General features: G+C 60.9%; 19 protein-coding genes. 7 read left to right on the top strand and 12 right to left on the bottom strand.

The features are described 5' to 3' along the window. Window positions 1-21: 21 nt before the first annotated feature. From phaC to prmB, 5 genes are all read right to left on the bottom strand, one after another. A complete protein-coding gene (phaC, locus tag ACWF8S_RS05340) occupies window positions 22-1,869 on the bottom strand; it encodes a class I poly(R)-hydroxyalkanoic acid synthase (protein ID WP_447555811.1) in 1,848 nt (615 codons plus the stop codon). Window positions 1,870-1,953: 84 nt separating this feature from the next. Next, window positions 1,954-2,460, bottom strand: coding sequence for a phasin family protein (locus ACWF8S_RS05335; RefSeq protein ID WP_447555810.1), 507 nt, complete (start codon window positions 2,458-2,460; stop codon window positions 1,954-1,956). Between the two features lie 290 nt (window positions 2,461-2,750). Beyond that, window positions 2,751-3,116 carry a hypothetical protein gene (locus ACWF8S_RS05330; RefSeq protein ID WP_447555809.1) on the bottom strand — a complete coding sequence of 122 codons (366 nt, stop codon included), beginning with the start codon at window positions 3,114-3,116 and terminating at the stop codon, window positions 2,751-2,753. A 61-nt stretch (window positions 3,117-3,177) separates the two neighbouring features. Then, complete coding sequence (gene aroC, locus ACWF8S_RS05325) at window positions 3,178-4,269, bottom strand: chorismate synthase (RefSeq protein WP_447555808.1); 1,092 nt, start codon at window positions 4,267-4,269, stop codon at window positions 3,178-3,180. Between the two features lie 13 nt (window positions 4,270-4,282). Then, a complete protein-coding gene (prmB, locus tag ACWF8S_RS05320; RefSeq protein ID WP_447555807.1) occupies window positions 4,283-5,242 on the bottom strand; it encodes a 50S ribosomal protein L3 N(5)-glutamine methyltransferase in 960 nt (319 codons plus the stop codon). Between the two features lie 188 nt (window positions 5,243-5,430). Between prmB and ACWF8S_RS05315 the strand changes: the two genes are divergently transcribed. Next, on the top strand, window positions 5,431-6,000 hold the full coding sequence (locus ACWF8S_RS05315) for a Smr/MutS family protein (protein ID WP_447555806.1): 570 nt from the start codon (window positions 5,431-5,433) through the stop codon (window positions 5,998-6,000). A gap of 79 nt (window positions 6,001-6,079) precedes the next feature. Here the strand turns inward: ACWF8S_RS05315 and ACWF8S_RS05310 are convergent, their stop codons facing one another. Together ACWF8S_RS05310 and ACWF8S_RS05305 are read right to left on the bottom strand one after the other, a co-directional pair. Then, window positions 6,080-7,117 (bottom strand): patatin-like phospholipase family protein, encoded by a 1,038-nt coding sequence (locus ACWF8S_RS05310; RefSeq protein ID WP_447555805.1) that lies wholly within the window; start codon window positions 7,115-7,117, stop codon window positions 6,080-6,082. After that, complete coding sequence (locus ACWF8S_RS05305) at window positions 7,110-8,048, bottom strand: alpha/beta fold hydrolase (protein ID WP_447555804.1); 939 nt, start codon at window positions 8,046-8,048, stop codon at window positions 7,110-7,112. Before ACWF8S_RS05305 ends, ACWF8S_RS05310 begins: the two co-directional genes overlap by 8 nt. 298 nt (window positions 8,049-8,346) lie before the next feature. On the opposite strand from ACWF8S_RS05305, the gene ACWF8S_RS05300 reads away from it, so the two are divergent. Genes ACWF8S_RS05300 through ACWF8S_RS05290 form a run of 3 tightly spaced genes read left to right on the top strand, consistent with a single transcriptional unit; the run spans window position 8,347 to window position 11,218 of the window. Further along, the gene (locus tag ACWF8S_RS05300; RefSeq protein WP_447555802.1) at window positions 8,347-8,790 is read left to right on the top strand and encodes a LexA family protein; all 444 of its coding nucleotides are present in this window, start codon (window positions 8,347-8,349) and stop codon (window positions 8,788-8,790) included. Beyond that, window positions 8,787-10,091 (top strand): Y-family DNA polymerase, encoded by a 1,305-nt coding sequence (locus ACWF8S_RS05295; protein WP_447555801.1) that lies wholly within the window; start codon window positions 8,787-8,789, stop codon window positions 10,089-10,091. Before ACWF8S_RS05300 ends, ACWF8S_RS05295 begins: the two co-directional genes overlap by 4 nt. A 41-nt stretch (window positions 10,092-10,132) precedes the next feature. Continuing rightward, window positions 10,133-11,218 carry an LBF_2804 family protein gene (locus tag ACWF8S_RS05290; RefSeq protein WP_447556550.1) on the top strand — a complete coding sequence of 362 codons (1,086 nt, stop codon included), beginning with the start codon at window positions 10,133-10,135 and terminating at the stop codon, window positions 11,216-11,218. Window positions 11,219-11,231: 13 nt separating this feature from the next. Here ACWF8S_RS05290 and ACWF8S_RS05285 read toward each other — a convergent pair whose 3' ends face one another. The 5 genes from ACWF8S_RS05285 to ACWF8S_RS05265 form a co-directional block, all read right to left on the bottom strand. Beyond that, on the bottom strand, window positions 11,232-12,440 hold the full coding sequence (locus tag ACWF8S_RS05285; RefSeq protein WP_447555800.1) for a YbfB/YjiJ family MFS transporter: 1,209 nt from the start codon (window positions 12,438-12,440) through the stop codon (window positions 11,232-11,234). 94 nt (window positions 12,441-12,534) lie between these two features. Further along, entirely contained in the window at window positions 12,535-12,885 is a 351-nt protein-coding gene (locus tag ACWF8S_RS05280) for an AtuA-related protein (protein WP_447555798.1), read from the bottom strand. Then, window positions 12,872-14,272, bottom strand: coding sequence for an acyclic terpene utilization AtuA family protein (locus ACWF8S_RS05275; protein ID WP_447555797.1), 1,401 nt, complete (start codon window positions 14,270-14,272; stop codon window positions 12,872-12,874). The genes ACWF8S_RS05280 and ACWF8S_RS05275 overlap by 14 nt, the downstream gene beginning before the upstream one ends. A 10-nt stretch (window positions 14,273-14,282) precedes the next feature. Further along, on the bottom strand, window positions 14,283-16,178 hold the full coding sequence (locus ACWF8S_RS05270; RefSeq protein WP_447555796.1) for a TRAP transporter permease: 1,896 nt from the start codon (window positions 16,176-16,178) through the stop codon (window positions 14,283-14,285). A gap of 22 nt (window positions 16,179-16,200) precedes the next feature. Then, on the bottom strand, window positions 16,201-17,166 hold the full coding sequence (locus ACWF8S_RS05265) for a TAXI family TRAP transporter solute-binding subunit (RefSeq protein ID WP_447555795.1): 966 nt from the start codon (window positions 17,164-17,166) through the stop codon (window positions 16,201-16,203). Window positions 17,167-17,515: 349 nt separating this feature from the next. Between ACWF8S_RS05265 and ACWF8S_RS05260 the strand changes: the two genes are divergently transcribed. The 3 genes from ACWF8S_RS05260 to ACWF8S_RS05250 all read left to right on the top strand — a co-directional run bounded on the left by ACWF8S_RS05260 (window position 17,516) and on the right by ACWF8S_RS05250 (window position 21,495). Next, window positions 17,516-18,409, top strand: coding sequence for a LysR family transcriptional regulator (locus ACWF8S_RS05260; RefSeq protein ID WP_447555794.1), 894 nt, complete (start codon window positions 17,516-17,518; stop codon window positions 18,407-18,409). A gap of 74 nt (window positions 18,410-18,483) precedes the next feature. After that, window positions 18,484-19,761, top strand: a complete 1,278-nt coding sequence (locus ACWF8S_RS05255) for a M20/M25/M40 family metallo-hydrolase (protein WP_447555793.1) — start codon at window positions 18,484-18,486, stop codon at window positions 19,759-19,761. A 279-nt stretch (window positions 19,762-20,040) separates the two neighbouring features. Next, entirely contained in the window at window positions 20,041-21,495 is a 1,455-nt protein-coding gene (locus ACWF8S_RS05250; RefSeq protein ID WP_447555792.1) for an SLC13 family permease, read from the top strand. Window positions 21,496-22,055: the final 560 nt, after the last annotated feature.

Below are 22,055 nucleotides of genomic sequence, written 5' to 3'. Positions count from 1 at the left end.
TGAAGACGGCCTGACGTCCCTTCAGTCATCGATGAGGGTTTCGCCCAGCACCTCGGGAATGGTCTGGCGCACATAGCGTCCGGGGGCGCTTTCGATCACGCTGAGCTTACCGCTGCCCGGCGGGCGAGCGGCGACCATTTTCTGTGGGTCGACATAGCCATTTTGCGTCATCCATGCCTGCCAATGGGGCCACCAGGAACCCTCGTGATACTGCGCTGCATCGAGCCACGCCTCTGGCGTGGCGGGCAAGGCGTCATTGGTCCAGTAGCCGTACTTGTTTTTATGCGGCGGATTCACGATACCCGCGATATGCCCGGAGCCGCCCAGCACGAAGGTGACCGGCCCCTTGGGCAGCAGCGCACCATAGTAGGTACTGTTCCACTTGGCGATATGATCTTCCCTGGTAGAGATGAAGTAGCTGGGCACCGCCACTTGGCCAAGGTCGATCTTCACCCCATCAAGCTCGATACCGCCGGGCTCGACCAGGCGATTTTCCAGATACATATGACGCAGATACCAGCCGTGAGTGGCGGCGGGCAGGTTGGTGCCGTCGGTATTCCAGTAGAGAAGATCGAAGGCAGCGGGCACATTCCCCTTGAGGTAGTTGTTGATGAAAAACGACCAGAACAGATCATTCTCGCGCAGCAGGTTGAAGGTATAGGCCATGGAACGCCCGTCCAGGTAGCCTTTCAGCTGCATGGACCGCTCCAGGCCCTGCACCACCGACTCGCTCAGAAAGACACCGATATCCCCCGGGTCGCGAAAATCCTGAAGCGTGGCCATATAGGTGACGGAGTTGATCTTGCGCCCCTGACGGGCACGGTTCAGATACGCCACGGTAGAGGCGGCGAGCGTGCCGCCCACACAGTAGCTCATCAGATTGACCGACTTTTCGCCGCAGGCTTTTTCGATCGCCTCCATGGCACTGATGGGCCCCATCTGCATGTAGTCGGCCCAGGTCACATCGCGCTGCTCAGGTCCGGGGTTGCGCCAGGAAATCAGAAAGACGCTATGCCCCTGGTCGACCAGCCACTTCACCAGCGAGTTGTCCTCGCGCAGATCCAGTATGTAGTACTTGTTGATCCAGGGTGGCAGGATCAGAAGCGGCGTCTTGAAGGTCTTTTCCGTCGTGGGCGTATACTGAATAAGCTGAATCAGCTCGTTTTCAAACACCACGGCCCCTGGGGTGACGGCAATGTTCTCACCGATGCCGAACGCTTGACGGTCGGTCATGCGCACGTTGATTCCCTCGGCCGAATTGGCCAGGTCTTCACGCAGGCGCGTCAAGCCATCGAGCAGGTTCTGCCCTTTGGTTTCCATCGTACGCCGGACAACCTCGGGGTTGGTCGAGACAAAGTTGGAGGGCGACATGGCACTGACCAGCTGACGGGCATAGAACGTCAGGTTGCGCTGACTCGTACCATCCAGCCCACTCAGGCTCTCGATCAGCTCATCCACCGTCTGGGAAAAGAGCAGATACTGCTGCATCAGGGAATGATAAAAGGGCTCGCTCGTCCAGGCCTCGTCCTTGAAGCGGCGATCATTCTGGGCGGGCTTGATCAAAGGAGATACTTCTTCGCCCGAAAGACGGCGCATGCCCTGCTGCCACAAGAGCCACTGATCCTGCATCAGCCGGGTCTGGGTTTGCCATAAAAGAGCCGGATTACTCATCAGCGCCTGGGCGGCCGCCTCGAAACTCTGGCGCATATCGCCATAGATGGTATCAGCGGCTTCACTGGGTACCATTCTGGCCAACAGATCTTCCATCAGCCTCTGGTACTGCTCGCCAACCCCTTCCATCACCGTTTTCCAAGCAGTGAGCTCTTCCGGCGTCAGGCCTTCAGGCGGCTTGTTCCACGCTGACTGCATACAACCCCCTTCGCGTTTTCGCCTGGACACTTCTTGTCCTGTACCAAAAAATACGGCGCCTGATGGCGCCGCGATAGGTACTGATCATTTTTTACGGGTCGACTGGCTGGTGGCGGCTCCGGGGTCACCCTTGGCAGCAGCATTCGCCTGTTCGTTCATCTGCTGGCCGGCAGCATTAGCCTGTTCACGCATCTGCTGGCCGGCGGTATTCGCCTGCTCACGCATCTGCTGGCCGGTATTGCTTGCCTGCTCTCCCATCTGTCGGCCGGCGTCGCTGACAAGCTTCTCCATTTCCGATTTGAACTGCAGACTCATTTCGCTCATGGTGCGAGCGTCTTCCTGCATCTGCTGAGAAAGATCCTTCATCATCTCGGCCTGCTGAGCGCCGAAGTCGCGAAAGCTTTCCGCGTCGCTGACGTCGGCGGCCTGGCGCATGCGTTCGGTCCCCATCTGGGTGTAGCGCTGCATCGCTTCCAGCTGGTAGTGCGTCAGCTTTTCCATGTTGTCGAGCATCAGCGAGTTCATCTTTCGCATGGGCTCGAACATCTGGCGGGTCTGGCTGTTGAAGGCGTCGAACATTTTGTCCTGCATGGTCCTTACTCCTTTTAAGGCTATGAGGCCAGAACGCTGTATGACCACGTCCTGGTATCGCTGGCCACCGTGCGTGAGGAAAGGCATTCATATCCATGCTGACCACCCAGCACGCCACTTGTTACAGGCGTATCCGGTTCACCGGGTGAACGTGATACACCGGCCAACGCACTGAAGCACCGCGTGAACCAGCGGCTGACGCTCTATTTTCAAACTGCCACAGCCACTCGGCGCTATAAAAGAGCGTAGTGGCTGGTCGAGGGTTTAGCAATTCAGCAGCATCCGCTCGCTTATTGGCCGCGCGAGCGCGATGAGGCACTTGCGCGAGGCTTTCCCGCCTCGGATGTGGGCGTCGGCTCTTCTTTCGTTGGCTCGCTCGAGGTCTTCGTACCGGCGCTTCCCGCTTGCTTGAGCATATCCAGCATCATCTGCTGGTAGGTACCAAAGTGAGCAAGCCCCTGGGAAAGCCCTTGCTGCATCATCGGCTGCTGCAAGAAAGGACGCATGAGGCTCATCGGGTCGTAGCCCTCCACGCCGGACTCCATCTGTCGCTGGATGCTGTCGAGCAGATGCTGCTGGAAAGCTTCGACATCGGGCAGGCCGAGGGACTGACGAAACTCCTCCGGGGTGAGGTCAAACTCAACGTTGATCTTCATGGGCGACTCCCTGTGCTCTTGTGGCTCGCTTTAGAGTGTAGCAGCGCATCACTCGATGGACTCAGCGCTGATTCAACCGCGGTGTGGCAACGTTGACCTCGCTGTTCTGCCCGCGATGCCTTAAAAAGTGATCCAGCAACGTGATCGCCATCATGGCCTCGGCGATGGGGGTGGCTCGTATACCCACGCAGGGGTCGTGGCGCCCCTTGGTAATCACCTCGACCGGCTCGCCGTGCACGTCAATGGAGCGTCCCGGCGTGGTAATACTGGACGTCGGCTTGAGCGCCAGCCTTGCCACGATAGGTTGACCGCTCGAGATACCGCCCAGGATTCCTCCCGCCTGGTTGGTCAAGAACCCCTCCGGGGTCAGCTCGTCGCGGTGCTCGCTGCCACGCTGGGTAACGCTTTGAAAACCGGCGCCGATCTCGATGCCCTTCACCGCGTTGATGCTCATCAACCCATGAGCAAGCTCGGCGTCGAGGCGGTCGAAGACCGGCTCGCCCAGCCCCACCGGCACGCCTTCGGCCACTACGGTGATTTCCGCCCCGATCGAGTCTTGATCGCGGCGCAGCTGGTCCATGTAGGTTTCAAGCTCGGCCACCCGTTCGGGGTCCGGGCAGAAAAAGGCATTGTGTTGCACGGCGTCCCAGGTCTTGAAATCGATCTTGATGGGGCCGAGCTGACTCATGTACCCGCGCACTACAATGCCCCGGGCGGCCAGGGCCTTCTTGGCAATGGCGCCGGCGGCCACGCGCATCGCGGTTTCCCGGGCACTGGAGCGCCCCCCTCCGCGATAATCGCGATGGCCGTACTTGTGGTGATAGGTATAGTCGGCGTGGGCGGGACGAAACTGATCCTTGATCCTGGAGTAGTCCTTCGAGCGCTGGTCGGTATTCTCGATCAGAAGACCGATCGAGGTGCCGGTGGTCTTCCCCTCAAACACCCCGGAGAGGATTTTCACCTCGTCGGGTTCCTTGCGCTGGGTGGTGTGACGAGAACTCCCCGGGCGGCGACGGTCGAGCTCGACTTGAAGGTCCTGCTCACTGATTTCTATCCCCGGCGGGCAGCCATCCACGACGGCCCCCAAGGCCGGGCCATGGCTTTCACCGAAAGTGGTGACACTAAAGAGTTTGCCAAACGTATTGCCGGCCATGTTCGTTATTTCCTTACGCAAAAGACGCCGCGTGGGCGTCGAGTTCAGCGGCGCTGATGGCAAAGACGCCCTGCCCGCCGTGCTCGAATTCAAGCCACATGAAGCCGACTTCGGGAAAAGCCGCTTCGACATGGCGATCAGAGTTGCCGACCTCGACGATCAGCCAGCCCTCATCGGTCAAGTGATGGCGTGCCTGGCGCAGAATGCGCCGCACGATATCCAGCCCATCCGCGCCGGCACCCAGTGCCAGGGCGGGTTCGTGACGAAATTCCGCCGGCATCGTGGCCAGGTCCCGGGCATCCACGTAAGGGGGGTTGGAAACGATCAGATCAAAGCGCTGGCCTTCAAGCGCCTCGAACACGTCGGATTCCACGGCGCGCACCCGATCACCCACATCGTGGCGGGTGATGTTCTGCCGCGCCACCGCCAGGGCGTCCTGGCTGATATCGGCAAGCGTCACATGACAGGTGGGCAGCGTGAGTGCCGTGGCGATGCCGATACAGCCCGACCCCGTGCACAGATCCAGAACATGCGCCGGCGGCTCTTGGCCAAACCAGGCGCCGAAGCCGTCACTGATCAGTTCGGCAATGGGCGAGCGGGGAATCAGTACGCGCTCGTCCACGTCGAAGGGGAAACCGGCAAAAAACGCCTCGCCCAGCAAATACGGTAATGGCGCCCGGGTCTCCACGCGCTTGCGGACAAGCCCGATGATGCGCTGGCGCTCAACGGGCAAAAGCCGCGCCTCCTGCACGCCGGGGTCGACGTTCCAGGGCAGGTGCAGCGCCCCAAGGCACAGCGCGACCGCTTCGTCCCAGGGAGCCTCGGTACCGTGTCCGTAGTAAAGCCCGGCGAGATAGAACTCGCTGGTCGCCCAGCGCAGATAATCACGCAGTGTGATCAAGTCGCTTGCCAAGGCTGATTCCGGCAGGGAAAGCGTTGAGTGAGAGGTCTCGGCATTAAGATGCGTGGTCACAAGGGCTCCTGGGTGAACGGCAACAGCCTGCGTGGCAGGCAGCCATCGTCGTTAAGTTTCATGGACGTCGTAAAATGAAAGTCGTTAAATAATTGTACCTTCGGCGTCGCCCGGTTCACAGCCACGCCAAGCCCGCTATACTGTGCGCTTTGCCATCAGTTTTCACTACGCTTTCCTGTGAGCCTACCATGTCGCGACGCCGCCACTCGCCCAATGATGAAGACATCAGCGCCTTTCGCCAAGCGCTTCAAGAGGCGGGGGTACGGCGTATCACAAGCAGCCAGGCTGACCCGGGCAAACCCAGACGCGAAAGCGACGCCCAGGCAGCGCGGCGCCAGGCGGCGGTGAAAAGCAGCGCCCAGACCACCACCGGCCGCACCTCCGATGGCCGAGTGGAAGCGGTACGCCCTTCCGAATATCTGGAATTCTGCATTCCCGATCTGCCTTATCGTACCTTCAGCCAGCTAAAGCGCGGGCAAACCGCCTGGCAGGAGGGGCTGGATCTTCACGGTTACACCCTGGAAGAGGCTCGCCTGGAGCTTGAAAGCTTTCTTCGCGACGCCGCCGCCCAGGGGCTTCACTGCGTGCTGGTAGTACACGGTAAATCCTGGGGCGCCACGGCGGATTTCCCCGTACTGAAGAGCCATACCAATACCTGGCTGCGCGAGTGGCCGGGGGTACTGGCCTTTTGCTCGGCAATCGACATCGACGGCGGTACCGGGGCGGTGTACGTACTGCTGCGCAAACGCGGCCACTAAGACATCTCCCTTCAAGACACCGCCTTGCAGGACGCCATCAAGCGGCATCATACGGCGGTCGATCACCTGGTGGCGACCATTACTCGGTGGCATCGGAGGCGATGCCGGGCATTCGCCGCTCGAGCGCTTCGTCCCCCAGGTGCCGGCCCAGGCGAATCAGATCCTTGGCGCGGTGAAACTCATAGGTGCTGCACACCGTCTTGGGAATTTCGATCAGCACATCCGGCGGATACCCGGCGATCTTGTACTTGGCGAGCGCCGCCTGGGTAATATCGAAGGACTCCAGAATCATGTCGAGCTTGCCCCACTCTCGCTGGCGTCGGGCATCTACGCTCTCCTCGTCCAGCGACTCGTCGTCTTGCGGGCCGAAGCCGTCCCATAGCCGTCGGGTGACGCTGCGAATGTCGTTCACCCAGCCGCCCAGGTTTTCGTCCCGATCACGTTCCTGGCGGGTGCGCTCGTCCACGCCCTCCTCCCGGGGCAGCAGTTCTTCGAGACTGATTGGCTGGGGGCTGTGAGCGGTCACGTTCACCGCCACGACCAGATCGGCCTCGTGGGCGGAGAGAATCGGCATCATCGGCAGCGGGTTCAAGAGCCCGCCGTCCACCAGCACCTGTTCACCCAGGTGAACCGGCGTGATCACCCCGGGCACCGCGATGGAGGCACGGATCGCGCGCAACAGCGGCCCGCGTTGAAACCAGACTTCGCGTTGGCGCACAAGGTCCGTGGCTACGGTGGTAACGGGAATGGGCAGGTCCTCGATCAACGTATCGCCCACCAGTGCCTTGAGCTTGTTCATGACCTTGTTGGCGCGCATCGCCCCCATGGGACTCCAGGTCACGTCAACCAGCTTTAAAACGTCCAGGTAATCCAGGTTGCACACCCACTCGCGATATTCAGGCAGTTTTCCTGATGCATAGATACCGGCGATCAAGGCGCCCATGGAGCAACCCGCGACCGAGATGATCTCGAACCCCCGCGCTTCGAGCGCCTCGATCACACCGATGTGGGCGTATCCCCGCGCCCCGCCACTGCCCAGTACCAACGCTACCTTGTTATTGCTGCCGGCGCCGACAGGATGGGTCTGGCCCAACGCCATATGGGTCGACTTATTCATCCACCGCTTCCTGCTCGTTTATCGTTTCACTCAGGCAATACTCGCCAATCACGCGTGCCACCTCTTCGACGGCCTCGGGCTCCAGGTGCAGATGGTGGCCGCCCGCCAATACGTGGCGGGTCAGATTCGCGACCGCTTGACGAGCGTCTTCCGACCACCGGCGCTTGCCCAAAATGCCTTTGTCACCTTCCACCAGTAAAACTGGCGCCTGAATCCCGGCCAGTAGCGCCAGTACCTGCTGCGGGGTGAAACGCACAAGCGAGGGCTTGAGCAGGCGGCTGTCGGTGCGCATTGCGATATGCCCATCGGCGGTGGCTTGAGTGTTGCGCTCGACGACCGGGTAAATGGTCAAGCGGTTGACCGGCGTCACGCCCCCGGCGACCCGAGCGGCCACCGCGCTTTCGATATCCGCGTAGCGCGGCGGTCGCGATGGCGGACGCCGACAGGCCAGAAGCCCCTTGCGAAGCTGGGCGACACTTTCCTGGGCCTCGGTGTTCAATGCCCCCAGCCCGTCGATCAGCAGAAGCTTTTCCACCCGCTCGGGCAGTGCAGCGGCCAGCACACAACTCACTGCAGCCCCCATGGAGTGAGCCAACAGCGTGGCGCGCTCGATGCCGAGAGTATCCAGAGCATCGAGTACATCGTGGGCATAGTCCCAAAGGGCATAGTCCCACAGCGCATGGCCCCAGGGGGCATGGTCCGCTCCGGCGGGCCCGTGCCCGGAGTGCCCGTGACCGCGAAAATCGATCGCGACGATACGAATATTCAAGGCGCGAACCAGCAGCGGGGCCAGGCGCGTGAAGCTGGCGGCGTTATCCAGCCAGCCGTGCAGGGCAAGCCAGGCAGGTGCCTCCTCCCGGCCCCAGGCAAGCGCCGCCAGACGCCCGTCTGCCAGCGAAAGCGGCCTGGCCGCATGGGCGGAGTCATTCATCGGGTTTGTCTCATGATGTTCGTGACCGTTTGTTCTAATGACGCTTTATAGCGTAAACGTTACCATGCCAGTCGCAAAACCCGTGCCGCTTTTAACGCTACCCTTGATGAGTGCCGCCATGAAACCTCGCCGTGATACCCGCGTTCGCAATACCGTTTTCTTCATCACCGTGATCAGCGCCGTTGTGGTAGGGCTTTGGCTCGCCCGTTGAACAGACCCGGCGTCGGGTGCTTGCATTTTTCGACTCGAGATCAAATACTGTATATAAATACACCTTTTGATTCTCGAGGACGTCAGCATGTCGTCTCCACCCACCCACGTTGCGACGGCCCGGCCGTTGAGTTTTCAACCGCTGGCGTTTCCCGCCCTGCGCGCTCGCGCAGGGTTCAGTGGCTTTCCTTCCCCCGCCCAGGATTACGAGCAGCGCACGCTGGATCTGAACACGCGGCTGATCAAGAACCCGACGCAGACGTTCTATTTGAGCGCAACCGGCGACAGCATGGAGGGCTGGGGCATTTTCGATGGCGATCTTCTGGTCGTGGATCGCAGCATCCAGCCACGCCTGGGGCATATCCTGGTGGCTCTGTTCGATGATGAAGTGCTGATCAAGCGCTACGCGCTTTATCGCGGCGCGGCCCATCTGTGTTCCGCCCACCCGCTCTACCCGCCGCTGCCGCTTGCCGATACCGACTGTCAGCTCTGGGGCGTGGTGCGCGCCGTGATACACGAGTACGTCTCGTGATCGGCCTGGTCGACGCCAACAACTTCTACGTCAGCTGCGAGCGCATCTTTCAACCGGAACTTGTCGGCAAGCCGGTGGGCGTGATGTCCAACAACGACGGCTGCATCATCGCGCGCTCGGAAGAGATGAAAGCCATGGATATCGCCATGGGCCTTCCCGCCTTCAAGCTTGAAGGGCTGCGTCGCCAGGGCCGCATTTACCTTAAATCTTCCAACTACGAGCTTTACGGCGACATGTCGGGCAGGCTTTGTCAGCTTTTGAGAGACGCCTGCCCCGAAGTCGCGCCCTACTCGATCGATGAGATGTTCATCTACCTGGATGGGCTGAACCCGACCCGGTGCCAGGCCATGGGCGAGGCGCTTCGCCGGCGTATTCGCCGGCATCTGGGCCTGCCGGTGTGTGTGGGGCTTGCGTCCACTCATACGCTGGCCAAGCTTGCCAACCACTACGCCAAAAAGCGCGCTCACTACCAGGGGGTGTGCCTGCTGCACGCCAAGGCCCTGGAAACCGCCACGCTCTTGAAACAGACCCCGGTGAGCGAGGTATGGGGCATTGGTCGGCGTCTGGCCGAACGCCTGGCGGTCAACCAGATCCGTACCGCCTGGGATCTTCGCGAATGCGACCACCACGATCTTCGCCGACGCTTTTCCGTCGTGCTGGCGCGTACCGCGCTGGAGCTTCGCGGCACGCCGTGTCTTGAAATGAACGCGCTGGACGAACCACGTCAGCGCATCATGACCTCGCGTTCGTTCGGTACACCGACCGGTATCAAGGCGGACCTTCACAGCGCCCTGAGCCGCCATGCTCAGCGAAGTGCGGAAAAACTGCGCGAACAGCGAAGCCTGGCGCGGGCGGTGATGATCTTTCTCAGCACCAACCGGCATCGCCAGGATCAGCCCCAGTATTTTCCCCACGCGATGATTCCATTGGCTTCGCCAAGCGACGATACCCGGGTGGTGCTGGCCGCCGTGCGCGAAGGGCTCGAGCAGATCTATCGCCCGGGGCACCGTTTCATGAAGGCGGGGGTGATGCTGCTGGATCTGGTCGACGCCGAGCAGTACCAGCTATCGCTTTTGCACCAGCCACCGCGCCACCAGCATCATCCGGCGCTGATGGCCACTATCGACGCGATCAACGAGCGCATGGGCCAGGGCAAGATCCGCTTTGGCGTCGCCGCCGAGAACGCCGCCTGGCATCTACGCTGCGCCCACCGCTCCAACCGCTTCACCACCCGCTGGGATGAATTGATGCAGGCGGGCACGCATCCCGGTGCAATCAAAACGTGTACTACGCGAAAGTAGCCGTTACCCTATAGGGTAAATACGAAGTCCATTTGGTTACTATGCCGCTTACCCGACCCGACAAAGAATTCGCCCCCTCTCCAGGCATGGCTCAGCGCTGGGCGAGCCGCCATATCGGCCGTCGCCTGGTTCGCCATAAAGCATTGGCCGAACCCGACATGGTCGCCCTCAGAAAAAGCCGGCGCTGGGTGATCTTCTGGGCAGCCATGGCGGGTCTTGTCTCGGGTACACTCATCGGCGGCTCCGAGTGGTGGATGCGCCAGATGCTGGTCGCCGACTGGGAGTCCTTGTCGTTTCGCGAACAGTTGCCCTATTGGGCAGGCTACATGGTGTTCGCCGGTTTCATCACGCTTTTGGAGATCGGCTTTTTGTACTGGAATGCCCTGCGCGGGGTGGCTCGCGTGGCGTACTTCGCCGGTCTGAACTACCGCGACGAGCAGCCCCAATCGCCCACCATCGAGCTTACCCTGCAGGGCGTAGCGCGCATTGCACTCGAGTACCCAAGCCCGGGCAGCCCGATCTACGGCGTCGACCCTCACGCCTACCTGCACGGCTGGAAGCTGACCTTGCGCGCCATGCTTTACCGACTCAAGGTGAGCATGAGCAGCTTCTTGCTGCGCATGGTCATGCGCCGCCTGCTGGGGCGCCTGACGCTGCGCGGGTTGCTTCCCATGCTGATGGCGCCGCTGTACGCCGTGTGGAACGCCTGGATTGCGGCTCGCGTCACGCGTGAAGCCTGTCTTCTGGCCTGTGGGCCTCGCCATGTCGACCAGTTGATGCAGCGTCTGGCGGATGCCCCCGAGCAAACACGCAGACTGCTGGCCCAGGGCGTGGGGGAGATGATCATGCGCAACCAGCACCCTCACCCCAACCTGGTACTGATACTGTCGCGCCTGCTGGCCACGCTGCCCGACAAGCCCGACACCCTGGACGTCGATTGGCCAGGCGCCCTGCGCGAGTACGCCGCACTTTCAGACGAGAAGCGAACACTGCTTTTGGAGAGCCTGACCCGGGCGGTGCTGTTGAGCGGTGGTTATCGCGGTTCGCGCAAGAAGTTCCTGCAAGAGGTGTTTGCTCGCTGTCAGACGCCGTTGACCCAGAAGGTTATCGACGAGCAGAGCGAATGACCGCCTGCCAGCGCTATGACGCCCTCGCCTGTTCATCCAGGCGTTGGGCGGTTTGATCCACTCGCTTGAGTAAAAGCAGCAACAGTGCTCCCAGTGCCACCAGAGCGCCGGCAAGCCAGAGCCCCAGGCGGTAGTCGCCGGTCGCTTCGGCCAGTGTGCCGGTCAAGGCGGGCGCGATAATCTGTGCCGTACCGTAGGCCAGCGTCATCTGTCCCATCAACCGCGCCGGGTTATCCGGATAGAGCCTGCCCGCCATGGTCAGCACCAGACATACACAGCCTAGAAACGTACCGCCATAAAGCACGGCACTTAAAAGCAGCGCGGTCAGACTCGCGCTCAGCAGCGGCAGCACAATACCCACGACCTGAATGCCCATGGCAAGGCCGAGCGCGCCAAGATAGCCCATACGCCGAGCGATGAAATCCCACACCACCACCGTCAGCGCGGCCGCCAGGCCCACCAGGGCAAACGCCCAGTTGCCCGTTCCGGCAAGCATGGGCTCGCGCTCCACGATAGTGACGATAAAGGTCGCGTTGACCACGTAGCCGTACCCGGCGCAAAAGTAGGCCGGCAACATCAAGCGCATGAAGGTAACGCTGGCGGGCTTCGACGTTGAGGTGTTGCGGGGTTTACCGGGGCGCGCCTTAGCGGGCGGCGGCAACCACCGCCAGGCCGGAACGACCAGCGCCGCCCCCAGGGCGGTCAACCAAACCCACTGGTCGCGCCAATCGAACGAGAGCGCCAACAAACATTCCACCGCTACCGCCGCCAGCACGATACCAAGTCCGAGCCCAGCGAAATGGATGCCTAGTTCCCCCCGGTGGCGATGCTCGAGCAGCCAGTGAAGAATCAACCCCGAGGCCAAGAGCATCGATGCACTGCTGGAAAGCCCCGCCACGAAGCGAAACCCCGCCCATAGCCAGACATTTTCGGTGAATGCCATACCCGCCGTGGTCGCTACCGCGAGCAACAGCCCCACACGATAAAGCGTATCCTTCACGCGAAGGCTGCCTGTCGAGGCCGCCAGCACCGCGCCCAGCATGTAGCCTGCATAGTTGAAGGCGGCCAGCCAGCCGCCTTCGGCGTCGTTCAAAAGCCCCTCACCCTGCATCACCGGCAAAAGCGGCGTATAGGCAAAGCGCGCCACCCCCACGCAAAGAAGCTGGCTAAAAATGCCGGCCAGTAGCACTTGATAGCGCTGAATGGGTATTAATGCGGTCAAGAGCTGCTCCTTCGACTTATATGCATTATTGTTAAATCACTAATGCAGGATAAGGCGTTTTCCTCTCGCCGTCATGTCTACCCACGTCGTAGGGTCAGCGACGAATTTCGAGCCCTAAAAGCAGGTAAGAGAGCGTCTTACCGTGACCATCCAGGTTCAAGGCTCCATTGACGCCGCCCTGGAGCACATCGTCGATGACGAAATTCATGCCCGCCAGGTTCGGCAACAAGTAGCGCCGCACGCGGCTGGCACCGCGATGGGCAAAGAGCGCGAGCACCCGCGCCTCGGTTAGCGCCTCGACCAAAAGCTCATAATCCGCCGGCTGGTAGGCAAAAAGTGCGATGTTGAGCCGGTCGCCCTTGTCCCCGGCCCGGGCGTGCGCCAGTTGGTGAAGGGGCACGGTGTCGAGGCGTTGCGCCTGGCGCGTCTGGTCAGCTTGCAGCATGGGCGACACCTTCTTGATGGTGAGATTGAAACAGCTCGGCGTAGTCGTGGATATCGCTACGTTTGACCAGATAAGAGGCGGTGAATACACGGCGCTGGAACTGGCGTCGGACGCCGCCGCCTCCCGCCGGGCCGGCGCAATAAAGCGCCAGAAGCTCCTGGGTGGCGCGGGCCACCCAGCGCCGTTCGGCGTGCTCCGCGGCCAAGCGAAGGCGGTAGTCGCCACTTGAAGAGGCAGGGGCCGCCAGCCGCTGCAAGGCGCCGTCGTCGCTGTCGAACACGCTCGTAAGGCCGATGATGTCGAAGCGGGTACGAAGCTCCGCCGGCGCGCGAAACGCCAGACGCTCGCGCAGGGTTTGGGCGGCCAGCTGGGCCCTGCCCAGCGCATTGGGCCCGGCGTAGGAGATCTCGGCTTCGCCCTGCCAGCCGCCTTCGTAGCACACGGTGGTTTTCAAGCGCTCCGGGGCGGGCTTGCCGCGAATGCCGCTGACCGCCACCCGATCCGGGCCGACTTGGCGAACCGTGGCGTTGGAAAGATCGACCGCCACATCCGGGGTCAAGTAATTCGCCGGGTCGTGGACTTCGTAAAGCAGCTGCTCCTTGACGGTCTGCTCGGTGACGCAGCCGCCGCTGCCCTCGGGCTTGGTGATCAGCAGGTGGCCATCCTCTTCCACCTCGATGATGGGATAACCCACCGTGGCAAGGCCGGGCACCTCCTTGACGCCTGGGTCGGCAAAGTAGCCGCCGCTGACCTGGGCGCCGCACTCGGCCAAGTGGCCAGCCATCATGCCGCAGGCCAGCCGGTCCCAATCGTCCCAGCGCCATTTGAAATGGTGCATTAGCGGTGCCAGGAAAAGCGCCGGGTCCGCAACCCGCCCGGTCACGACGATGTCCGCCTCCAGCGACAGCGCCTCCACCAACGCCCTGGCGCCCAGGTAGACGTTCGCGGAAATGAGCGCGCTCTGTTCGGGCAGCGTTTGGCGTTCGGCCTCCCACTGAGTCAGGTCAAGCGCGTGCAGCCGATCGCGAATGTCGTCGCCGTGCACCTGGGCAATCGCGATGTCCGGACAGCCCGCCTCCACTGCCAGGCGGCGGACCAGCTCGCACGCCCCTTTGGGGTTCGCCGCACCGAAGTTGCCCAGTATCTTGATACCGTGCTCGGCGCAGTCACGTAGAACCGGTGGCAAGAACTCCTCGATCAAAGGCTCGAACCCCTGGGCCGGGTCTTCACGCATGGCCCGGTGCGCCGCCGCCAGCGTGCGCTCGCCCAGGGTTTCAAAGGCCAGCGCCGCCGGCTGTTGGCGCTTGATCAGCTCCGCCACCACCGCTTCGGCGGCATCGGTACGATCACCCGAGAACCCTGCGCCACTTCCCAGTAGAAAACTCATGATGTGCTCCTTAAACGGTCGAGGCCGGCGGTGTTGGCGCCGCAGATGCAGTGTCGGACGCCAGCAACCGGCGCCGACGCAGGAACAGCGCCACGATGATCACCAGCGCACTGAGCGTGGTCAGCCACCCGGGTATCAGCGCAAGGCCGATCACCAGTGCAAGCGCCAGCGCATCCACCACGCGGTGGCCGGTCATCGCCACGCGGGACATGAGCGCGGCAAAGGCCACCACGAAGACCACGCCCTGAGAGCTCGCCAAAACGATATCCCAGGCCGAGCCAAACCCCGCCAGCGCCGGGTAGATCAGCAGCAAAAAGGGAATGACGTAGATCGCAGCGGCCAGGCGTACCGCTTCGACCGCCGCGGGCAGCCAGTTGGTCCCGGCGATGCCCGAGGCGACGAACACCGCGATACACACCGGCGGCGTAATGACCGAAAGCGTGGCGAAGTAGAAAACGAACAGATGCGCGATGAGCGGCTCGACGCCGATGGTGGTCAAGGCAGGCGCCAGCACCGAGGCCACCAGTACGTAGGCGGCGGTGGTGGGAATACCCATTCCCAGAATCAAGCACACCCCGCCCACGATCAGCGCCACGAGAAAGAGCGACTCGCCGCCCACGTTGACGATCAAGCTGGCAAGCGTGACGCCGATACCGGTCATGCCGATCATGGCGACCAGAATCTGCGCGCCGGCAAGCAGTACGCCGATGATCACCATGCCCTTGCCCGCATCGACCAGCCCGCCCAGCAGCTTGCCGGCGATCTCTTTGAGCGGCATCCGGGCAATCAAGGCAAAAGGCACGAAGGTCAGCACCGTCATCAGGATGCCGTAGAACGCCGACATCTGAATGGAGCGCCCGCTCAGCACCCCGTAAAAGAGCCCGCCCAGCGCCGCCAGGATGGGAATGATGCGCTCCATACGCAGTACGTCGGACCAGGGCGGCAGCTCGTCTGCCGGCACCACTTTCAGCTCGCGGCGCTTGGCCACCAGATGAATCGTCAAGAACACACCCAGGTAGAAAAGCACCGCCGGCAATAACGCCGCCAACGCAATGCGCAGATAACTCTCGCCGATGATCTCGGACATGATGAACGCCGCCGCGCCCAGAATGGGCGGGGCAATCTGCCCACCGGTGGAGGCCACCGCCTCCACGCCCGCGGCGAAGGGGCGCGGATAATCGAGGCGTTTCATCATCGGGATGGTGAAGTTACCCGTAGTGGCCACATTGGCCACGGCGCTGCCGCTCACCATGCCAAAAAGCCCCGAGGCGACGGTCGCCACCTTGGCGGCCCCGCCCGGCGAGCGCCCGCTGATACGCAGCGCCAGATCCATGAAGGTATTGCCGCCGCCGGTATGCAGCAGCAAACAGCCAAAGAGGACGAACGCGGCAATGGTCGTGGCGGCCACGCCCACCAGCATGCCCCACACGCCCAGATCGCCCAGGTAGATCGTCTCGGTCATGTAGTAAAGATCGAAACCGCGATGACCCAGCGGCCCCGGAATATAGGCGCCGAACCAGGCGTAGGCGAGCCCGGCGAGTACCAGCAGGGGAAATATCCAGCCGATCGCCCGGCGCGAAAGCTCCAGAATGGCGATGAGCAGCACCCCGGTCAGCGCCATGTCGCGCGGCGAGGCCCAGGGCAGCTCGACGAGTATCTGTTCGTGATTGAGCGCCACGTAGCCGCAGGCCAGCACCACGCCAATGGCAAGTAGCGCATCGATCATAAGCCCCGCCGGGCGCCAGCGCTTGCCATCGCCCAAGGGGTAGACGGCAAGCCCCAGCAGGATGACCAGCGCGAGAAAGATACTGCGTTGAACCAGGCTCTCGAAGGGCCCGGTGGCGGAGGTAAAGAGGATCAAGCCCCCAAGCGAGAGGGCCAATCCTTTAACAAGAGCATCGCGCATGAACATCCTCCCCGGTTAGCCGTTACTGCACGGGCTGCAAGGCATCGGGAATATCAAATCCCTGTTCTTCGAAATAGCGCGCCGCCCCCGCGTGAAGCGGAACCGTGCCGACTTCCAGGGTCATTTGCGCAATGTCCGCATCGCGCATGGCGGCGAACGCGTTGACCTGGGGTTCCGGGTTCTCCATTACCGCCTTCACGATCTGATAAGCGGTCTCTTCGTCCATATCGGGATGCGCGTGTACGGCTACGCCGAACGCCCAGGTGGTGTAGCCGGGGATACCCTCAGCGGCGCCTTCGGGCACGTCGACGATGGCGATGTCCGGCATTTCATCGCGCAGCGTTTGCGCCTGCTCGTCATCGAGGGAGAGCACGCTGATCGGCGTAAAGGTCGCGATATCCATGGTCGAGCCATCCAGACGGTCGCCCACGCCGGATTTGACCGAGCCCATCACGCGACCATCTTTCATGGCATCGACGATGTCGGTGGTCGAGCCCCGCACGTAGTCCGGCGAGATGCCCAACGTTTCCATGACGGCCTCGGTGGTCTTTTCGGTGGCGGAGCCGGTAATCCCCGGGTTGAAGCGAACGCCGTCCAGCTCACCAAATGACGTGACGCCGGCATCTTCGCGCATGACCGCGTTTTGCGGCGATACGGTGTACACCCACAGCAAGCGGTTATCGACGGGGCGACCTTCGAAATCCTGCTCGCCGGCGTAGGCCTGATAGCCAATATTGGTGGTCACCAGCCCCATATCGATCTGGTTACGCCCCAGGCGGCGAAGGTTATCCACCGCGGCGCCGGTTTCCGCCACCGAGGAGCTGATGCCGTCGATCTGGTTGTTGATGATCTGGTTGACGGCGACGAAATAGCTGTAGTGGCTGGACGAACTGGAGGTCGAGCCTATCAAGAGGCGTTCATTGGCGTGGCTGGTGGCGGCCGCGAGCAAAGCGGTGCCTGCGATAACGGCGGTCAGTAGCGTTTTCATGTCAGCTCCCAGGCCCGGATGAATGAGCCTTTCTTGTTATCAGACGAAGGTATAAGTCCTTACATAACAACGCTTTTTTAAAGCGATGCTTAACGATGGAAGGCCGACATGATTTTGTATATTAAATCGTTTTTATCTTTGGTTTAATTATTTAAAACGTCATGGAAAGACTTTATAACCCGTTATGTGTGAAGGATTATTGGCGCCAACGGCCGTCTCAAAAGAGCATTAAAGATAATTTACATAAACTAAAGTATAGGCCTCGAGGGTATGCAAAAGTCCCGAGCCCCTCCCCCTTTAGCTCTCTTTAATACAATGAACGGCATTCGATCTGTGTTTTAATTTCTAAATGACTACCAGCATCAAACAACTGCAGGTGTTCGTGGCGGTGGCCCAATCGCGCAGCTTTGCCGAGGCCAGCGAGCGCGTGCATCTTTCCCAACCCGCGATTTCCATCGCGCTGCGTAAACTCGAGGAGAACGTCGGCGGGGCACTTTTTGCGCGTACCAGTCGCCAGCTGGCGCTGACGCCGGAGGGCGAGGCCTTTCTGCCGATTGCCATACGCCTTCTCGGGGATTGGAACGAAGCTTTCGAGGACTTGAACGAGCACTTTTCAAAGCAGCGCGGCAAAGTGACGGTCGCGGCACTTCCTACGCTTGCCGCAGGGCTCTTTCCCAAAGTCGTCAAACGTTTTCACGAAAGCTACCCACGCATCAACCTGAGCCTGCATGATGTACTGGCGGACCAAATCAACCAGATGGTTCGTGAAGGTCGCGCTGACTTCGGCCTTTCCGTAGAACCTCAGGACTCGGATGAACTGACGTTCGAGCCCATTCTGGTGGACCGCTACGTGGCGGTCTTTCCTGTCGGCCACCCTCTGTCAGATCAGGCGCGTATCGATTGGACGCAGTTGGGCAGCTATCCTTTCATTGGCATCAATCGCCTCTCGAGTTCGCGCCAGGATATCGATCGCACGATGGAAAAGGTCGGGGTAAAACTCGATATCCTCTGCGATGCCAGCCAGATTGCCACCGTGGGCAGGATGGTCGCCGCGGGGCTAGGCATTAGCGTGCTGCCCGCCTTGAGCTTTCGCCAAATAGCCGTGGAAGGCATCGATTACCGCCCTCTTTACAATCCCGAGACACCGCGTGAACTGGGTATCGTACTGAGCCGGCGCCATCCGCTTTCTAGCGCAGCTCGAACGCTTTATGAAATGATTCACAGCGATAACGAGCTCGCCTAAACGCGACCAGCTTACGTTTTCAACAGAATGTGCCAGACTAACTAGCCTGGTAACGACAAGATGGAGAGTATTACATGAGCGATAGCGCCAAACCCTGGACGCAACCGATGCCCGACGCGCAGTTCGATGTGATGCGCGACATTATCTCGGCCCCCAGCCCGGTCGGTCTGGAAGGCGCCATGACCTATGGCGTATTGAAACCCTACTTCGAGAGCTTTGCTCCCACGGACTGGAAACTCCACCAGTACCGGGGTAACGCCGGCGTGGTACTGGATACGCACCCGGGCCGCGACGACATGTTCAAGGTGATGCTGGTAGGCCACGCCGATAAAATCCGCATGCAGGTGCGCTCGATCGGCGAAGACGGCAAGATCTGGATCAATACCGACTCCTTTTTGCCCACCGTGCTGATCGGCCACGAAGTGATTCTGTTCAGCGAAGACCCGGAGGCCCCGGGCAGCTATCGCCGTTTGGAAGGTGGCACCGTCGAGGCGCTGGGCGCCATTCACTTTTCTGACCCCGGCGTTCGCAGCGGCGAAAAAGGCATCAAGAAAGAGCAGATCTACCTGGATTTGCAGATCCACGGCGAGAACAAGAAGCAGCAGGTGCTGAATCTGGGCGTGCGCCCGGGGGATTCGATCATCTTCAACCGTCCGATCAAGAAAGGCTTTAGCCCGGACACCTTCTACGGTGCCTACCTGGATAACGGCCTGGGCTGCTTCGTCACGGCGGAAGTGGCCAAACTCGTGGCCGAAGCCGGTGGCACGAACAACGTGCGCGTGATGTTTGCCATCGCAAGCTACGAAGAGATCGGCCGCTTTGGTAGCCGCGTGCTGGCGGGTGATCTCAAGCCCGATGCGTTGATCGGCATCGACGTGAACCACGACTACGTGGCCGCCCCGGGCATTGGCGACAAGCGCATGCAGGCCCTCGAAATGGGTAAGGGCTTCACCATGTCCGTGGGCTCGGTAGCCAGCGAACAGCTCAATCGGATCATCGCCGAAACCGCGCGCCAGCACGACATTCCCATGCAGCGCGATATGGTGGGTGTGGATACCGGCACCGATGGCATGGCAGGCGTGCTGGCGTCGATCGATAGCGCCGCGACCTCGATCGGCTTTCCCACGCGCAACATGCACACCATCTCGGAAACCGGCAACACCCAGGATGTGCTCGCCGCGATTCACGTGCTGGCCGAAGCCATCAAGTTGCTGGACAACGTCGACGATATCGAGCGGCTGTTTTACGACAACCACCCCCGGCTGGATCAGGCCGACACCCTTGGCCACCAGGGCAGTGACAAACCCAAGAAAGACGACGAGAACGACGAAAAGAGCGACGCGAAGAAGTAGCTCTCCCGCCCCGGCCACTGGCCGGGGTTTTTATTTTCCCCTTCCTTATGCGCGTTGTTGATCTGGTTTATTCACTCTCAGCGCCTATCCGCTGGATACTCGACTTTTTTTTCCTGCTCGCACCAAAGGCGCGGATAGCACCGTGTGCCTGACACTGGGCTGCCCCTGATTGCGACCAAAGTCTTACCCCTGCCACCAACGTTCAATAGACCAAGGTGGTAGGATTCACGCGTGAAAAACACCACCGTTTGAGCCACTTGATATTGATTGGAGCCAGGTATGAGTGCGTTAACCCAAGAGTGGCGCCGCTGGGTGCCGCTGCTGGCGGGGCCGCTGCTGTTTGCGTTATTACAGTTTGCAATGCCCGCCACGCTGATCGATCCCATGCCACGCATCGTGCTGGGGCTGACGGTCTGGATGGCCGTCTGGTGGGTAACGGAGCCGGTGCCGATTCCGGTGACCTCCTTTTTGCCCATGGTGTTGCTACCGCTGACCGGCGTAATGGCGATGGACGAGGCGGTGGTGGGCTACGCCAACCCGGTCATCTACATGTACATGGGCGGCTTTATTCTGGCGATCGCCATCGAGCGCTGGAACCTGCACCGGCGCATCGCGCTTTCCATCGTGAACCGTATCGGCAATAGCCTGCGCAGTATCGTGCTGGGCGTGTTGATCGCCTCGGCGTTTCTCTCCATGTGGATCTCCAACGCCGCCACGGCGTTGATGATGCTGCCCATCGCCGTGGCCCTGCTGGGGGAGCTTGACGAGCGCGATCAGTTCGAAAAGAACCAGCGCGACGCCTTTGCCCGTACGTTACTGCTCACGGTGGCTTACGCCGCCTCGATCGGCGGGCTGGCGACGATCATCGGCTCGGTGCCCAACGCCATCGTCGTGGCGATGATCCCGCAGTTCTTCGATGTCGAAATCAGCTTCTTGCAGTGGATGATTTTTGCGCTACCGCTCACGCTGTTGCTGCTGGCCTTCTTGTACGTCTACCTGACACGGGTGTACTCGAAGGTGCCCAACACGCGTTTGGAGGTGAACTTCGTCGCCAAGGAGCTCGAGGCGCTTGGCCCGATCACCCGGGATGAAAAACGCGTGCTGGGGGTGTTCGTGTTGACCGCCCTTGCCTGGGCACTGCGCGGCTGGCTGGCGCCCTTTTTCGATCTACCGCTCAACGATACGCTCATCGCGATCATCGCCGCGATTTCCCTGTTCATCATTCCCGCCCACAGCGAAAAGCGCAGCCTGCTGATTTGGGAGGACATGAAAAATCTCCCCTGGGGGCTTTTCATTTTGTGGGGTGGAGGCATGTCGCTGGCGGCGGCGTTCAGCGCCAGCGACCTGACCGGCTGGATCAGCCAACAGCTACAGTTGCTGGATGGCGTCAGCTACTTCTGGCTGCTGCTCTTCATGGTCCTGTTGATGCTCTTTTTGACCGAAATCATCTCGAACACCGCGACGGCGAACATGGCGATTCCCATTACCGCAGGGCTGGCGGCGGCCATCACGACCGGCAACCCGCTGGGGCTGATGATTGCCGTGGCGCTGGCCACGACCTGTGCCTTCATGATGCCGATCTCGACCCCGCCCAACGCGGCGGTGTTTTCAAGCGGACGCATCACGATCAAGCAGATGGCCAAGGCGGGCTTTGCCATGAACATCGTGAGCGCCTTGGTCATTACGGTGTTTGTCTACTTCGTTGTACCGCTACTGCTGCCTTCGGTTTTGTAACACCCAAAAAAAGACCCGGCCTTTGGGCCGGGTCCAGTACGAGCATATCCTCCCTGAAGGCTTTCGCAACGCCTGTCGCGCCTCCCTGGTTCAGCAAGCTCCCTGCCTGCTTTTCCTGACACCATCCCGGTGTTAAAGCCACCATGCGCGCCTAATGTGTCATGCATATGACGGACTGAATAATTTCGCTTTGTCAGCCCCCGAATTGGCGAATCCTCTCAATGCCCCTCAATCCTGAATGACGAGGACCCTGTCGCCGTTGTTCAATAACGTCGGCAGGCTGGAAAAGGTGGTTCAACGCCCACAAAAAAACCCCAACCATTGAGGTTGGGGTTTTATCGCATCCTCCCTAATCCTGCTTCATGAACATCCTGTTCATGCCTCCTTGTGCTACGAGCCTCCTGCTCGCGTCTCCTCTCGGCTTGTCCTTAAGCTGTGCGCACACAATGAAGCCTATAGCGGTCGAGTTATCTATCTCAGGTTAAACAACCTCGAATTCTATTCATTTTTGAACAACGCGGAGGGATGAAACCGCTCTCAAGCTTGGACAGCGCTTTAAA

The sequence above is a fragment of the Vreelandella xerophytica genome (assembly GCF_968048975.1).
The sequence above is the reverse complement of the archived record's forward strand: the minus strand, read 5'-3'. Positions and strand labels throughout refer to the sequence as shown.

Bases quoted from the DNA above. Each gene is read 5' to 3' on its own strand.
- phaC (WP_447555811.1), bottom strand. From the start codon at position 1,869: ATGCAGTCAGCGTGGAACAAGCCGCCTGAAGGCCTGACGCCGGAAGAG.
- ACWF8S_RS05250 (WP_447555792.1), top strand. From the start codon at position 20,041: ATGAGTGCGTTAACCCAAGAGTGGCGCCGCTGGGTGCCGCTGCTGGCG.
- ACWF8S_RS05260 (WP_447555794.1), top strand. From the start codon at position 17,516: ATGACTACCAGCATCAAACAACTGCAGGTGTTCGTGGCGGTGGCCCAA.
- ACWF8S_RS05330 (WP_447555809.1), bottom strand. From the start codon at position 3,116: ATGAAGATCAACGTTGAGTTTGACCTCACCCCGGAGGAGTTTCGTCAG.
- ACWF8S_RS05310 (WP_447555805.1), bottom strand. From the start codon at position 7,117: ATGAATAAGTCGACCCATATGGCGTTGGGCCAGACCCATCCTGTCGGC.
- ACWF8S_RS05315 (WP_447555806.1), top strand. From the start codon at position 5,431: ATGTCGCGACGCCGCCACTCGCCCAATGATGAAGACATCAGCGCCTTT.
- ACWF8S_RS05270 (WP_447555796.1), bottom strand. From the start codon at position 16,178: ATGCGCGATGCTCTTGTTAAAGGATTGGCCCTCTCGCTTGGGGGCTTG.
- ACWF8S_RS05305 (WP_447555804.1), bottom strand. From the start codon at position 8,048: ATGAATGACTCCGCCCATGCGGCCAGGCCGCTTTCGCTGGCAGACGGG.
- ACWF8S_RS05265 (WP_447555795.1), bottom strand. From the start codon at position 17,166: ATGAAAACGCTACTGACCGCCGTTATCGCAGGCACCGCTTTGCTCGCG.
- ACWF8S_RS05280 (WP_447555798.1), bottom strand. From the start codon at position 12,885: ATGCTGCAAGCTGACCAGACGCGCCAGGCGCAACGCCTCGACACCGTG.
- ACWF8S_RS05255 (WP_447555793.1), top strand. From the start codon at position 18,484: ATGAGCGATAGCGCCAAACCCTGGACGCAACCGATGCCCGACGCGCAG.
- ACWF8S_RS05300 (WP_447555802.1), top strand. From the start codon at position 8,347: ATGTCGTCTCCACCCACCCACGTTGCGACGGCCCGGCCGTTGAGTTTT.
- aroC (WP_447555808.1), bottom strand. From the start codon at position 4,269: ATGGCCGGCAATACGTTTGGCAAACTCTTTAGTGTCACCACTTTCGGT.
- ACWF8S_RS05275 (WP_447555797.1), bottom strand. From the start codon at position 14,272: ATGAGTTTTCTACTGGGAAGTGGCGCAGGGTTCTCGGGTGATCGTACC.
- ACWF8S_RS05335 (WP_447555810.1), bottom strand. From the start codon at position 2,460: ATGCAGGACAAAATGTTCGACGCCTTCAACAGCCAGACCCGCCAGATG.
- ACWF8S_RS05290 (WP_447556550.1), top strand. From the start codon at position 10,133: ATGCCGCTTACCCGACCCGACAAAGAATTCGCCCCCTCTCCAGGCATG.